Below are 15,569 nucleotides of genomic sequence, written 5' to 3'. Positions count from 1 at the left end.
ATGAAAAATATATTTTTAGTAGCATCAAGAGAGTTTTTTTCGCAAGTAAAAAATAAATCTTTTTTAGTCATGACGGTTTTAGCACCTTTGTTAATTGTTGGTGCAGGAGGTGTAATATTTTGGCTGACGGCAACTAATAATGCTGAAGTTAAAAATATTGCTGTAATCGACGAAAGTGCTCAATTCGTAACAACATTTAAGTCAGACGAAAATATGATTTTTAATATTTATACGCCTGACGAAGCGAAAGCAATAAAAGATACTTTAAGTGGAAGCGAATATTTAAATGCAGTATTAGAAATTCCGGCCAATACAGATGGTAATTATACCAATATTGAGAAAAATACAAAACTTTCAACGAATGGTAATTTAGGAATTACAGATCGTGAAAAGATTTCGAGCATGATGTCTTCAAAGATTGAAGAATTTAGAATGAAAAGTTCTGGTATTGATCAAGAAAAATTAAAACAAACTGATTCTAATGTTTCGCTTAATGTATTTAATGTAAAAGAAGGTAAAGAAGATAAGGGAGTTGAACTTAAAATCGCATTATCAGGTGCATTGACATATATTATTTTTATGTTCATCATGATTTATGGGGTAAAAGTAATGCGTTCTGTTGTGGAAGAAAAAAACAACCGTGTTGTAGAAATTATCATTTCTTCGGTTAAACCTTTCCAGCTGATGATGGGTAAAATTCTTGGAACAACTATGGTTGCTGTTACCCAATTTACTATTTGGATTACCATGACATTGGGACTTTTAATGATTTTTCCAGCAATCGCTGCAAGTCGAGTGGAAATGGCTACAGATGCGATGCAACAAGCAAAAATTACAGAACAAAATCCTGAATTAATGCAAATGGTGGCTGAAACAAGTGAAATATTACTTTCATTCAATTACCCGTTAATTATCTTTACATTTATTATTTATTTCATTTTAGGATATTTATTTTATTCAGCAATTTTTGCAGCAATTGGTTCTGCGGTTGATAACGATACAGATACGCAACAGTTTACTTATTTCCCGTTAGTTCCTATGATGATTGGACTTTATGGTTCATTCTCTACTTTACAAAACCCTGACGGTCCGGTTGCATTTTGGCTATCAATGATACCATTTACATCTCCAATATCAATGATTACAAGAATACCTTTCGATATTCCGATATGGGAATTGGTATTATCTATTTCAATCTTATTTGTAAGTACAATAGGAATGATCTTTTTAGCCTCAAAAATTTATCGTATTGGAATTTTAATTTACGGTAAAAAACCAACGGTAAAAGAAATGTTGAAATGGATTACTTATAAAAACTAATTAAATTTCTAAAAATTAACTACATCATAATTTCAACTTAAAAGAATTTGTAATGTGGTAGAATTAGCGGTAATAAATTCAAAGATCTATACTGATAATAAATAAAAAACCAGCCTTTATGGCTGGTTTTTTAATTCTTTATAATTTATCAATCCTATCATTTTTAATGATTTTTTGAAGTAAAATTCATAGTTGTCCCAGAAGTTCATTTTTCTCAATTGGGTATCAATACCAAGTAAAACCACATCTTAGTTGATGTGGTTTTTTTTTGTGTATAAATTTCTTTTTGTATCTTTTTTCCACACTCCATTTCGTATATTTAACCACCAATAGAACAAAAATGTCAGGAGATCAAAAACAGCAACTAGAGCAAAAGCTTTGGGATATTGCAAATACCTTACGAGGACGAATCAACGCAGATGAATACCGTAACTACATATTAGGATTTATCTTCTTTAAATACTTATCAGAGAAGCAACATTTATACGCTAACACTCTTTTAGAGGACGAGGAAGTGAAGGAATACACACTTGTGTCTGATCCTGAAACTTTAGAAGCTATTCAGGAAGAGTCGTTGGCACAATTAGGTTATTACCTTGCACCAAACCAGTTATTCGAGATCATTGCAAAGAAAGGTGAGAAAGAATACATTATTGAAGAATTAGAAGCGACACTGAACTACATCGAGCAATCGACAATGGGTACAGAGTCTGAAGAAGATTTCAATGGTTTGTTCCAAGATGTGGATCTAGCTTCAAGTAAGCTTGGTAAGACTCCAGACAAACGTAATGAAGTAATTGTAGAAATCTTAGGCAAGTTAGCTGAAATCGACTTTAAACTTAACGAAATCGATTCTGATGTTTTAGGTGATGCTTACGAGTATTTGATCTCCAACTTCGCGGCTGGTGCAGGTAAAAGTGCTGGAGAATTCTATACACCTCAACAAGTTTCTACGATTCTTGCGAAGATTGTAACATTAGGAAAAGATAAGATCCGTTCGGTTTATGATCCTACATGTGGTTCTGGTTCCTTATTGCTTCGTGTTGCGAAAGAATCTAATGTGGCTGATTTTTACGGACAAGAATTAAACCCAACAACATACAACTTGGCTCGTATGAACATGATTTTGCACGATGTGCATTTCTCACGTTTCAACATCGAGCAGGATGATACACTAGAAGAACCTCATCACTTAGAACAACGATTTGAAGCAATTGTCGCAAATCCTCCATTTTCTGCTAACTGGAAAGGTGATGCGAATCCTTTAAATGCTTCAGATCCACGATTCAACCAATTTGGAAAACTAGCACCCAAAACAAAAGCCGATTTTGCGTTCTTACAACACATGTACTACCAATTGGCAGATAACGGAACAGTGGCTTCTGTTTTTCCTCATGGGGTATTATTTCGTGGTGCAGCAGAAGGTGTAATACGTGAGTATTTCATCAAAGAATTAAATGCCATTGATGCAATCATTGGTTTACCTGCCAATATCTTTTACGGAACATCGATCCCAACATGTATAGTGGTACTGAAGAAATGCCGTAAAGCGGATGATAACATTGTCTTTATTGATGCAAGTGGTGAAGAGAACTATACCAAAGAAGGTACACAGAACAAACTTCGACCAGAAGATATTGATCGTATTGTGGATGCTTATGCGAACCGACAAGAGATAGAAAAATATTGTCATATCACGACTTTAGCAGAGATTGCTGAAAACGATTATAACTTGAATATCCCACGTTATGTGGATACGTTTGAGGAAGAGGAAGCAATTGATGTAGATGTGGTGTCAGATCGTTTGAAAACGATTAATAAAGAACTTTTAGAGGTAGATAAACAATTGGCTGACTTCTGTAAACAATTAAATATCCCAACACCGTTTTAATATGGAAATACAATTACAGCCTAAGTTGAGGTTTCATGAATTTAATGGGGATTGGAAAAGTTATAGACTAGGATCAATAAGTCATATAATAACAGGTTCTACACCATCAACTAGTAATAGAACATACTATGGAGGTGAATATCTTTTTGTTAGTCCATATGATATAAACGAGAATAAATATGTTACCCAAACAAAAACAACTTTAACTAAAAAAGGATTCGATAAATGTCGTAAGGTTTCAGGAGGTAGTATTGCATTTGTATGTATTGGTTCTACAATAGGTAAATTAGCTATTGTACCAATCGATTATACAACTAATCAGCAAATAAATTCATTAACAGCATTTGATGATTTCTCTAATGATTTTATTTATTATTCCCTGGAGAAAAGACAGAATATTATTAAAATGATAGCTGGTACACAGGCTGTCCCTTTAATAAATAAAACTGATTTTTCTAATATCAAAGTATATACAACTTCCCTCCCAGAACAACAAAAAATTGCCGATTACTTAACAACCATCGACAAGAAGATCGAGTTACTCGAAGAGAAGAAAACAGAATTATCACGCTACAAAAAAGCGATGATGCAAAAATTGTTTACACAAGAAATTCGTTTTAAAGATGAAAACGGCAACGACTATCCTGAGTGGGAAGAGAAACGTTTGGGTGAGATTTTTATAGAGATTAAAGATAAAGTAGGAAACAAGAAAATTGCAACTTACAGCATATCTGCTGGTAAAGGATTTATAAGTCAAGAAGAAAAATTTGGAAGAGATATTTCAGGAAAACAGAACGCAAATTATATTATATTAAATAAGGGTGATTTATCGTACAATAAAGGTAATTCTAAGACATATACATATGGTTGTGTTTATTTATCTAATTTTGATTATCAAATTTCAGTTCCTAATGTTTTTATAAGTTTTCGTCCATTAAATGTCAGTGAAGTTTCAACTAATTTCTATGCAAAACTTTTTGAAAATCATTATTTAGATAGAGATTTAAGAAAATTAGTATCTAGTTCTGCAAGAATGGATGGATTACTTAATATTAGTAAAGATGGTTTTTTTAAAATAAAATTACCGTTTCCAAATTACCATGAACAACAAAAAATTGCCGATTTCTTATCTGCAATTGATGAAAGTATCACCAAAGTAGAGCAACAGATCAAAGAAACCCAAAACTTTAAGAAAGCGATGTTGCAGCAAATGTTTGTATAAGCATATTAATCCTAAACTTAACTAAGCCATTATGAAAAAATATTACCTATTTATTGATGAGAGTGGAGATCATGGTTTGATTAATCTTGATCCGTCATTTCCAGTTTTCCTTTTGTGTGCTGTACTTACAAGTGAGGATAATTATCAAGTGATTAAAGACTCTATTAATTCTATCAAGACAAAATTCTGGAGAGATAAAAAAGTAATTTTACATTCAAGGGATATACGTAAATGTGAAAAAGAGTTTCAGATTTTATTTGATATGGAGTTAAAAAAAGAATTTTACCATATGATAAATTCTTTAATATCAGATAGTAAATATAGAATATTAGCATCTGCTATTAAAAAAGAAAAATATATTAATATGTATGGTAAGCTTTCAAACGATGTATATGAACTTGCCCTCTCTTTTATTATTGAAAGAGCAATATTTTCATTAGATGAAGTAAGAGGTGTAAGGAAAGAGTTAGAGATTATAATTGAAAAACGAGGTAAGAGAGAAGATAAGAAACTTGAGGAACACTTCCAACGACTTTTATCAAGAGGAACTTCCTTTGTTAAACCTGAAAGATTAAAAGAAGTTAATTTAAAAATTTTCTTTAAATCAAAAAAAGACAATATTAATGGATTACAATTAAGTGATCTGATAGCATATCCAATAGCAAGATATGTTATTGAGCCAGATAGAGCTAATCCATCTTTCGAAGTGTTAAAGGAAAAAATTTATCAAAAAGAAGGGAAGATATATGGGATTAAGATTTTCCCTTAAAAACAAAAGCCAATCATAAGATTGGCTTCTGCTCGACCGGGGACACCCCAATCCTTTTTATATTCTTTTGTTAAAGACTTAATTATGGTACAAATATAGTTATAATAATCATATATATAACAATTTTATAAAAAAATGTGTTGAAAATAATGAACGCACAACCAGAACAACTACTAGAAAACAACTTAATCGATCAGTTGGTGGGATTAGGCTACGAACGCATTACACTTCGTCAGGAAGCAGATGTTGTGGCTAACTTCAAACAACAGATCGAAAAACATAATAAAATAACCCTAACAGATTCAGAATTTAACCAGATTCTAATCTATATCAACAAAGGGAATACTTTCGACCGTGCAAAGACATTGCGTTCGCGTATTCCTTATGTCAACGAATTGGGTGAGAATAAAACCATCCAACTGATCGATGCTAAGAATTGGTGTAAAAACGAGTTCCAAGTTTCGAATCAAATTTCGATGAAAGGTGATTACCAAAACCGTTACGATGTTACCATACTAATCAATGGTTTACCTTTGGTGCAGATCGAATTGAAAAGACGAGGTTTAGAACTAAAAGAAGCTTTCAATCAAATCAACCGTTACCAAAGACATTCGTACGGTGCAGGTTTCGGATTGTTCCAATTCATTCAACTTTTCGTGATCAGTAATGGCGTTAATACGAAATATTACTGCAACGGACGAGTAAAGGATCGATCGTTTAAACAAACTTTTTACTGGGCTGATAAAGAAAATGAACTCATCACTAATTTATCTGAATTTGCTGATGCGTTCATGAATCCATGTCAGCTATCAAAAATGATCACACAGTACATCGTACTGAATGAAACACAGAAAGCGTTAATGGTTCTTAGACCTTACCAATACTATGCTGTTGAAGCGATTATCAACCAAGTAAAGACGACAACAGATTACGGTTATATTTGGCACACGACGGGATCAGGAAAAACTTTAACATCATTTAAAGCTGCTCAGATCTTAACAACATTACCAGAAGTTCATAAAGTGGTGTTTGTGGTCGATCGTAAAGATTTGGACACACAAACGGCAAAGGAGTTCAATAGTTTTAGCAAAGGTTCAATTGATTCTACCAACAACACCAAAACACTGGTTGATCAAATGACGGGTAAGAATAAACTGATTGTAACAACGATACAGAAGCTAAATAACGCGATTTCTAAGCCATATTACCTAAAGGATATGAAAGCCTTAGAAAACGAGCGTATCGTCTTTATTTTTGATGAATGTCACCGTTCACAGTTTGGACAAACCCACGAAACCATTAAGAATTTCTTCAAAGGTTGTCAGATGTTCGGTTTCACTGGAACTCCAATTTTTGCTGCAAACGCAGGAACGAATGATTATGGAAAACGAACGACAGAAATGTTATTTGGTAAACCGTTACATAAATATGTGATAACTGATGCCATTCGTGATGGGAATGTTCTTCGTTTCGCAATTGAGTATATCAAAACCTTCAAAGGTAAGGATGATATTCAGGACATCGAGATTGAAAAGATCGATGAAGCTGAGGTAATGAATTCTCTAATACGTAGAAAAGCCATCGTTAATCACATCATCCAAAACCATCAAAAGAAAACCCATAATAAGGAGTTTACAGCAATGTTTTGTGTTAGTGATACAGATGCAGCAATTGCTTATTATAAACTCTTTAAGGAAGCAAAAGAGCGTGGGGAACATAACCTGAAAGTGGCTACTATTTTTACTTATGCAGCGAATGAGGAGGAGAAGAAAAATCCAGAATCTAGTTTCATTCCTGATGAAGATGAAATGGATGTTGCAGCTGAAGAACAAACACCATATTTAGCAAAATACAAACGTGAGGAGTTGGATGATTTTATCAAGGATTACAATGCCATGTTCCAACGAAATTATTCAACGAAAGACTCAGCGTTGTTCTACCAATATTACAATGATATTGCAGACAAAGTAAAAGCAAAACAGATTGATATATTATTGGTCGTAAACATGTTTTTAACGGGATTTGACAGCAAAACCTTGAACACGTTATATGTTGATAAGAATTTGAAATATCATGGATTAATTCAAGCCTATTCACGCACAAATCGAATTCTTGATGAGGTTAAGAGTCATGGGAATATCGTTTGCTACCGAAACTTGAAAGATGCTACGGATGAAGCGATTGAATTATTTGCAAACAGAGATGCTGTAAGTGAAATTATCGAACCACCATACGAAGCATTAGATGTAAAGTTACAAGAGAAATATCAATCATTACTGGCAATTACACCAACTGTTGATAGTGTAAACAAATTGCGTAACGAAGAAGAACAAGCTGAATTTATTCAAGCGTTTAGAGATGTGATGCGTTTGATCAATAAAATGAAGCAGTACGGTGATTTTAGTTTTGATAATTTACCAATATCTCACCAAGAATTTGAAGATTACAAAAGTAAATATCTGGACATTTACGAAGAGAAAATCAAACCTCCAACAGAAGATTCTACTTCACATTCAATTTTGGATGATTTAGATTTCGAGCTAGAATTAATCCATCGTGATGAGATTAATGTTACTTACATTATGAACCTTTTGATTAAGTTACAAGCAGCACCAGTTGCTGAGAAACCATCACAAGAGAAGATGATTCAGGATCTTTTAAACTCAGACATCAAATTACGAAGTAAGAAGGAATTAATTGAGAAGTTTATTCAGAAAAATTTACCATTGGTAACAGATCCAGACCAAGTGATCCAAGCTTTCGATGATTTCATTGTAGCTGAACGTAGAGAAGCAATGTTATCATTGAGTCAAGAAGAAGCTTTAGATCCAACGAAAGTTGAAAACGTTATTGGTGAATACCTTTTTACGGAGAAGAAACCTTTGCGTGATGACATTGTAGGCACAATGCTGACGAAACCAACTTTAAAAGAAAGAAAAACAAAAATAGAAAGAGTAACACACCGAATCTACGACTTTGTAAATACTTACGTTGTAGGGTTTGGTAGATAATCATTGATTATGAATAATTTATACATTGTGGCAGTAATGCTAATTTCAGGGTTTGTTAATGCTCAGGAATGGGTAGAAATAGGTGAAACATCAGAAGGAAATACTTATTTTATGCAAGATAAATACTCAAAAGTTTTTGCCTCTAATAATAGAAAAGTATGGACAAAGTATTTTAGTGATGAATTTGAATTATCAAATAACGTTAAAATTAAAAATGGTTATGCATTAATCTTACATGAATATAACTGTGAAGAAAATACATCTATGATGCATGAAATGATATTCTATAATTCAGAAGGTAAAATTGTAGAGAGACATAAAGTAGAAATTTATAATAGAGAATGGACTGATGCAGTACCAGACTCTTTAGGAGAAATAATGATGGAATACGCATGTTCATTATAACATACAAAGCAGGATTTATTCCTGCTTTTTTTTGGATTTGATTATTGTAATGGTTTCACTAAATTTGCTTATATTTATTTGGAAACTATTTTCAATAAAACCTTTCAAAATGAACAAAGACTCAGATATACTAAAATTAGAAGAAACTAACGTTCTTAATCGTTTAGCCAAGTCTGCATCTCAAACTGCAATAAGAGTTTCGGAAGCATTAGATTTATCGGTTCAGTATGTTCAAGGGAATCGAATTGTAGAAAAACAACCAAATGGTGAGATTAAGGTTATCAAGACTATTGATCGTGTTAAGGTTCCAGCTGAATTAAAAAAAGGTTCTAAACTATGCCTAAAATAAAACGTTTACGCGTTTTTGCTGGTCCAAACGGATCTGGAAAGTCTACACTATTCGAAACCATTTCATCTAAATTTAATGCAGGATATTTCATCAATTCTGATCTGATCGAAAAGGAAATTTCATTAAAAGGGTTCATAGATCTTGATCGATATGAACTGAAACTTACCGAAAAGGATTTTTAAGATTTTAAAACAGAATCAGCATCAATTTCTCTTTTTGAGAAGGCAAAATTAGAGGGTAAATCCATTGATGTTATATTCAAAAATAATGTGTTAGTGGATAAATCGAAATCTACGCACAGTTATGAAGCAGCATTTATTACATCATTTATACGCAAACACTTATTAGTTAAAGGTAAATCCTATTCATTCGAAACTGTAATGAGTCATCCATCGAAATTGGATGAGATTATGGATGCTAAAAGGCGTGGGTTCAAAACATATATGTATTTTGTATGTATTGAAGATCCTTTGATTAATATTTCTCGTATAGAGAATAGGGTTGAGAAAGGGGGACATCCAGTACCAGAAGAAAAGGTAATTAAGCGTTATTACTCTACTTTGAAAAATTTATTTCCAGCACTAAAATTGGTTGATAAAGCCTATATTTTTGATAATTCGACTAAAGAAATGAAGCTTTTCGCACAAGTTAAAAAAAGTGAATTAGAAATCATGGATGATAAAGTACCCAATTGGTTTATCAAATTATTACAATAACTTCAGCAGGATTCATTCCTGCTTTTTTTATACCCATAGATTTTTAAAACGTGATTCAAGTTTTTAATGAATTGAATATCATTCTAAGGCATAATAATTGTTAAGATTAGTTGTAAATAAACCATTTGAAATCAATTTCAAATGGGAAGGTTATTGCTAGTGGTTTTAATCTATTAAGTTTTTCATGCTTTTAAAATTTACAAACAAAGGAATATACTGTATTCCGGGCAAATTTTACATCGATCCTTGGCGACCAGTTGATTTAGCTGTGATAACGCATGGGCACGCAGATCATGCTCGTAGTGGAATGAAAAAATATCTTTGTCATCATTTTACCAAACCGATTCTACATTCTCGCATTGGTAAAGACATCACTTGTCAAAGTATTTCTTATGGTGAGGTTCTAAATATAAATGGGGTTAAAGTCTCTATGCATCCTGCTGGTCATATTATAGGTTCTGCTCAAATTCGTATGGAATATAAAGGTTTTGTTTCAGTCGTTTCAGGTGATTACAAAACACAAGATGATGGGATTTCAACTCCTTTTGAAGTCGTTAAATGTAATGAATTTGTTACCGAAAGTACTTTTGGACTTCCTATTTATAATTGGTTAACTATATCTGAACAAGAGCAAATGTTAAGAAATTGGGTTTTGAAAAATCAAGAAATTGGAAAAACATCAGTTTTCATTGGGTATTCATTGGGTAAATCGCAACGTATAATGAAAGCTTTGGAAGGTTTAGATGAAATGTATGTTCATTATTCTATTGCGAAATTAAATGAAGCCTACGAAAGTGTTGGAGTCCGATTACCAGATTATAAAATAGCGGATTTACGCGAAGACAAAAAAATTCTTGATAAAAAAATAGTTATTTTACCTCCTGCATTAGTTGAAAATCCTGGAATGAAGAAAATTCCAAATTTAGCATATGCTATTTGCTCTGGATGGATGCAGATTCGTGGAGCTCGTCGTTGGAGAAGTGCTGATGCTGGTTTTGCTATTAGCGATCATGCTGATTGGCAAGGTTTGATAAGTGCTATTAAAGATACAGGTGCCGAAATGGTTCATGTCACTCATGGTCAAACTGCTGTGTTTTCAAAATATCTAAATGAAATTGGAATCAAAGCTGCAGAAGTTAAAACTGAATATGGAAATGATGAAGTAACTCTTGAATCTGAGAACGAATGAGAGAATTTGCAATTTTAATTAATGCATTAGAAAGCACAAACAAAACTTTATTAAAACAGGAAGCAATAATTCAATATCTAAATGTTGCTTCTTCAGAAGATAAATTGTGGTTTTTGGCTTTGTTCACAGGTAAAAAACCAAAGAGAAATGTAAATTCTACTTTGATTAAACAATGGGTGATGGAAATTACTCAAATCCCAGAATGGTTGTTTGTCGAAAGTTATTCTTCTGTTGGTGATTTGGGCGAAACGATTTCACTTTTACTTCCTCCGCCAAAGTATAAAATAGAGAATTCTTTAGCAGATTGGATGCAGAAAATTATTGAATTGAAAGATAAATCTGAAGATGAAAAAAAAGATTTTGTGCTTCAAGCATGGGAAGGTTTAGATACGATTGAACGTTTTATTTTCAATAAATTATTAGGTGGAAGTTTCAGAATAGGTGTTTCTTCAAAGGGATTAATTAATACACTTGCAAAGTATTATGACATGGATTCTAGTGCTGTTGCACACGCAATTATGGGAGATTGGAATCCTCAAGATGTGGATTTTGATTCCTTGATAAAAGGCGAGTATACTGACACTAATTTGTCAAAACCTTATCCATTTTGTTTGGCTTATTCACTCGAAAAAGATTTGGAAGATTTAGGTTCGGTTAACGAATGGCAAATCGAATACAAATGGGATGGAATTAGAGGCCAAATGATTAAGCGTAATGAAGAAATTTTTATTTGGTCGCGTGGTGAAGAATTGGTTACAAATCAATTTCCTGAAATTCATGAAGAACTTTTAAATTGGAAAGGAAATTTCGTTTTAGATGGAGAAATTCTAGCTTATAAAGAGGGGAAAGTTTTAAATTTTAATGAACTTCAGAAAAGGTTAAATCGTAAAACGTTAAGTAAAAAAATGTTGGATGAAATTCCTGTCGTTGTTTTTGCTTATGATTTATTAGAGTTTGAAGGCGAAGATTTACGAGAGATACCACTTGCTGAAAGACGTAAAATGCTTCAACATATTTTAATGGATAATCCTTCTGAAAGAGTTTTTATTTCAGAAGCTATCAATTTTAAGAATTGGAACGATTTAATAAGCATACGTGAAAATTCTAGAAATATTAATTCCGAAGGATTGATGTTAAAAGCGACTAATTCACCTTATCATACTGGGAGAAAAAAAGGGGATTGGTGGAAATGGAAAATTGATCCATTAACCATAGATGCAGTTTTAGTTTATGCTCAGAAAGGTAGTGGTAGAAGAAGTGGATATTATACAGATTACACATTTGCAGTTAAAAAAGAGGGAAAATTAGTTACAATTGCTAAAGCTTATTCTGGTTTAACTGATAAAGAAATACAAGAAATCAGCAAATTTATTTCTAAAAACGTGGTAGAAAAATTTGGTCCCGTTCGTACTGTAAAACCTGAACTTGTGTTCGAACTGGCTTTTGAAGGTATTGGTTACAGCAGCCGACATAAATCTGGAGTTGCCCTACGATTTCCACGAATTATAAGATGGAGAAAAGATAAAAAAGTTGATGAAATAGATGATATCGAAGAGATAAAAAAACTAATAACGTGAGCAATAAATTTGAACAATCAACAGGATATCAAATAATTCATAACTGGATGACCGAGAAAAATATTGAGCCTTTTTCTTTTCAGAAAGAAGCATGGCAAAGATTTTCTAATGGTTATTCAGGTATGGTCATTGCGCCAACAGGTTTTGGTAAAACTTATTCTGTTTTTATCGCAGTTTTAATTGATTTTTTTAATCAACCAGAGAAATATTCCAAAGGTTTAAAATTAATTTGGGTTACTCCATTACGTTCGTTAGCAAAAGATTTAGGTCGAGCGATGCAACAAGCGATTGATGAAATAGGATTAGATTGGGAAGTTGATGTACGAAATGGAGATACCGATCCAAAGAAAAAAACACAGCAGGTTAAAAACATGCCTGATGTTTTATTGGTAACGCCAGAAAGTTTACACTTGCTTTTAGCACAAAAAGATAATCAACGCTTTTTTAAATCGACTGCTTGTATTGCTATTGATGAGTGGCATGAATTGTTAAGTACGAAAAGAGGTGTGATGATTGAATTGGCTTTGGCTATTTTGAAACATCGAAATCCAAAACTTAGAATTTGGGGAATCACTGCTACAATTGGAAATTTAGATGAAGCTTTAGATGTTCTGATTCCTTATGAAAAGAAAAGAACTAAAGTAGTTGCCAAAGAAAAGAAAAATATCGAAATCATATCTGTATTTCCTCCAGAAGTCGAGATTTTACCTTGGGCAGGTCATTTAGGTGGAAAAATGGTAGAAGAAATTGTACCGATAATTTTAAATTCAAATTCAACACTAATTTTTACTAATACCAGAAATCAGGCAGAAATGTGGTATCAATTATTGTTAAATGCATATCCTGATTTTGCTGGTCAAATTGCTTTACATCACGGTTCTATTGATGCCAATTTGCGAGAGTGGGTAGAAGATAATTTGAGTAATGGAATGCTAAAGGCAGTAGTTTCAACATCTTCTCTTGATCTTGGTGTCGATTTCAAACCTGTGGATACCGTGATACAAATTGGTTCTAGCAAAGGCGTTGCACGTTTTATGCAACGCGCTGGTCGAAGTGGTCATTCACCTTTTGAAACTTCAACCATCTATTTTGTTCCAACACATTCTTTAGAATTAATTGAAGCTTCAGCATTAAAAGAAGCAGTGAAACAGAAAAAAATAGAAAGTCGTGAACCTTTTGTTTTAGCATATGATGTTTTGGTGCAATTTTTAGTGACTCTGGCATTAGGAGGTGGGTTTAAAAGAGATGAGATATATCCAATTATAAAGAAAACTTTTGCGTTTTCAGAATTGACTGAAGATGAATGGAAATGGTGTATTTATTTCATCACGCAAGGCGGTAAAACGGGTGAGAATTATGAAGATTTTCATAAAGTTGTTCAAAATGAAAATGGATTACTTGTCGTTGAAAAACGTAAAATCGCAATGTTGCATCGAATGAATATTGGAGCTATTGTAAGTGAAGCCATGTTGCGCGTTAAATTTATGTCGGGTGGATATATCGGAATGGTCGAAGAATATTTTATTACGAAATTAAATAAAGGCGATAAATTTATATTGGCCGGTCGTGTGCTAGAATTTGTGATGTTAAAAGAAATGACTGTGCTCGTTAAAGCTTCTAGTGGAAAGGCAATTGCACCAAGTTGGTTAGGAGGACGTTTACCATTAACATCAAATTTAAGTTTCTTTTTACGAAAAAAATTAGCCGATTCTTTAAGTTCAAACGCTCGTGAAAAAGAACTGCGTTTTTTACATCCATTATTATCAGCTCAAAGTGAAAATTCTTTCATTCCAAAAGAAGACGAATTTTTAGTCGAGAAAATTAAAACGAGAGAAGGTTATCATTTGTTTTTTTATCCATTTGAAGGTCGATTAGTTCACGAAGTCATGTCTGCATTGCTAGCTTATCGAATTTCGAAATTATATCCAATCAGTTTTTCTATGGCAATGAATGATTATGGTTTTGAATTATTCTCGGATACAGAAATAAACTTAACTGAAGAAGAATTAAAAATTGTCTTGTCTAAAGAAAATCTTATGCAAGATGTTATTTCTAGTGTTAATGCAGCAGAAATGGCGAAACGTAAATTTAGAGATATTGCTGTTATAGCAGGTTTAGTAGTGCAAACAATGCCTGGCAGACAAGTAAATAATCGTTCGTTACAATCATCTTCGGGTATAATTTTTTCGGTTTTAGATGAACACGATCCTGAAAATTTACTTTTAAGACAAGCGTACACGGAAGTTTTTAATTTACAATTGGAAGAAGCTCGTTTGCGTGCTGCCTTTGAAAGAATTCATGACAGTAAAATAATTTTAGTAAATTCAGATCGTTTTTCTCCTCTAAGTTTTCCAATAAAAGTGGATAGTTTAAGACAATCATTATCGAGTGAAGATTTAGCAACACGAATTCGTAAAATGCAAGAAGCGACTTTAAAAAAGAAAGCAAAAAAGAATGAAAATCGTCGAAAAAGAAGTTAAGTTAGGATTAGAAAATTTGATATTAACGAATCAAAGGGCGATGTTTTGGCCAAAAGAAAAATCTTTAATTCTTTCCGATTTACATTTAGGAAAAACAGCACATTTCAGAAAACATGGAATTGCGTTGCCTTCCAACTTGATTAATGTGGATTTGCAGCGTTTATCAAATCTTATCAATCATTTTTCAGCTCAAAAATTAATAATAGTGGGGGATTTTTTGCATGCTGGTAAAAATTCAGAGTTTGAAACGTTTAAAAATTGGAAATCGCAGTTTAAAACTTTACAAATAGAACTTATAAAAGGAAACCATGACAGAATTTCTAATGAATATTTTAAAGATTTAGGAATTCTTAACATCCATTCAATTCTTAAAATGGATACTTTATTATTCAGTCATGAAGAGGTTGTAGTTGATAAAGCTTTCGTTATTTCAGGGCATATTCATCCAGGTGCATGTATCAAAATGACAACAAGAAATACTATAAAACTTCCATGTTATGTAGTCGATCAAAATCAATTAATATTACCTGCATTTAGCTCATTTACAGGATTGGATACGAAAGATTATTTTCCAAATTCTAAAAAATATGTATTTAACGATGATTTTATAATGGAGTTGTGAGATGCTTGTTTATTGAAT

13 protein-coding genes are annotated in these 15,569 nt (G+C 32.6%); all 13 read left to right on the top strand.

The window, feature by feature from the left end:
• The 13 genes from J9309_RS12260 to pdeM all read left to right on the top strand — a co-directional run bounded on the left by J9309_RS12260 (position 1) and on the right by pdeM (position 15,551).
• Positions 1–1,320, top strand: coding sequence for an ABC transporter permease (locus tag J9309_RS12260; RefSeq protein ID WP_230476171.1), 1,320 nt, complete (start codon positions 1–3; stop codon positions 1,318–1,320).
• 340 nt (positions 1,321–1,660) lie between these two features.
• Positions 1,661–3,211, top strand: a complete 1,551-nt coding sequence (locus J9309_RS12255; RefSeq protein WP_230476170.1) for a type I restriction-modification system subunit M — start codon at positions 1,661–1,663, stop codon at positions 3,209–3,211.
• A 1-nt stretch (position 3,212) separates the two neighbouring features.
• Positions 3,213–4,433, top strand: coding sequence for a restriction endonuclease subunit S (locus J9309_RS12250; RefSeq protein ID WP_230476169.1), 1,221 nt, complete (start codon positions 3,213–3,215; stop codon positions 4,431–4,433).
• A 31-nt stretch (positions 4,434–4,464) separates the two neighbouring features.
• Positions 4,465–5,202 (top strand): DUF3800 domain-containing protein, encoded by a 738-nt coding sequence (locus J9309_RS12245; RefSeq protein WP_230476168.1) that lies wholly within the window; start codon positions 4,465–4,467, stop codon positions 5,200–5,202.
• Positions 5,203–5,351: 149 nt separating this feature from the next.
• Positions 5,352–8,213, top strand: a complete 2,862-nt coding sequence (locus J9309_RS12240) for a type I restriction endonuclease subunit R (RefSeq protein WP_230476167.1) — start codon at positions 5,352–5,354, stop codon at positions 8,211–8,213.
• Positions 8,214–8,222: 9 nt separating this feature from the next.
• A complete protein-coding gene (locus J9309_RS12235) occupies positions 8,223–8,618 on the top strand; it encodes a surface-adhesin E family protein (RefSeq protein ID WP_230476166.1) in 396 nt (131 codons plus the stop codon).
• 109 nt (positions 8,619–8,727) lie between these two features.
• Positions 8,728–8,967 (top strand): hypothetical protein, encoded by a 240-nt coding sequence (locus J9309_RS12230; RefSeq protein WP_230476165.1) that lies wholly within the window; start codon positions 8,728–8,730, stop codon positions 8,965–8,967.
• The gene (locus J9309_RS12225) at positions 8,955–9,149 is read left to right on the top strand and encodes a hypothetical protein (RefSeq protein ID WP_230476164.1); all 195 of its coding nucleotides are present in this window, start codon (positions 8,955–8,957) and stop codon (positions 9,147–9,149) included. Before J9309_RS12230 ends, J9309_RS12225 begins: the two co-directional genes overlap by 13 nt.
• Positions 9,150–9,242: 93 nt before the next feature.
• Positions 9,243–9,683: a hypothetical protein gene (locus J9309_RS12220; RefSeq protein ID WP_230476163.1), complete on the top strand. Its 441-nt coding sequence runs from the start codon at positions 9,243–9,245 to the stop codon at positions 9,681–9,683.
• Positions 9,684–9,867: 184 nt separating this feature from the next.
• Positions 9,868–10,872: a ligase-associated DNA damage response exonuclease gene (locus J9309_RS12215; RefSeq protein WP_230476162.1), complete on the top strand. Its 1,005-nt coding sequence runs from the start codon at positions 9,868–9,870 to the stop codon at positions 10,870–10,872.
• On the top strand, positions 10,869–12,449 hold the full coding sequence (locus J9309_RS12210) for an ATP-dependent DNA ligase (protein ID WP_230476161.1): 1,581 nt from the start codon (positions 10,869–10,871) through the stop codon (positions 12,447–12,449). Before J9309_RS12215 ends, J9309_RS12210 begins: the two co-directional genes overlap by 4 nt.
• Positions 12,446–14,929 (top strand): ligase-associated DNA damage response DEXH box helicase, encoded by a 2,484-nt coding sequence (locus tag J9309_RS12205; RefSeq protein ID WP_262897269.1) that lies wholly within the window; start codon positions 12,446–12,448, stop codon positions 14,927–14,929. Before J9309_RS12210 ends, J9309_RS12205 begins: the two co-directional genes overlap by 4 nt.
• Positions 14,904–15,551: a ligase-associated DNA damage response endonuclease PdeM gene (gene pdeM / locus J9309_RS12200; RefSeq protein WP_230476160.1), complete on the top strand. Its 648-nt coding sequence runs from the start codon at positions 14,904–14,906 to the stop codon at positions 15,549–15,551. Before J9309_RS12205 ends, pdeM begins: the two co-directional genes overlap by 26 nt.
• Positions 15,552–15,569 lie beyond the last annotated feature (18 nt).

The sequence above is a fragment of the Faecalibacter bovis genome, from assembly GCF_017948305.1.
Classification (GTDB): domain Bacteria; phylum Bacteroidota; class Bacteroidia; order Flavobacteriales; family Weeksellaceae; genus Empedobacter; species Empedobacter bovis.
The sequence above is the reverse complement of the archived record's forward strand: the minus strand, read 5'-3'. Positions and strand labels throughout refer to the sequence as shown.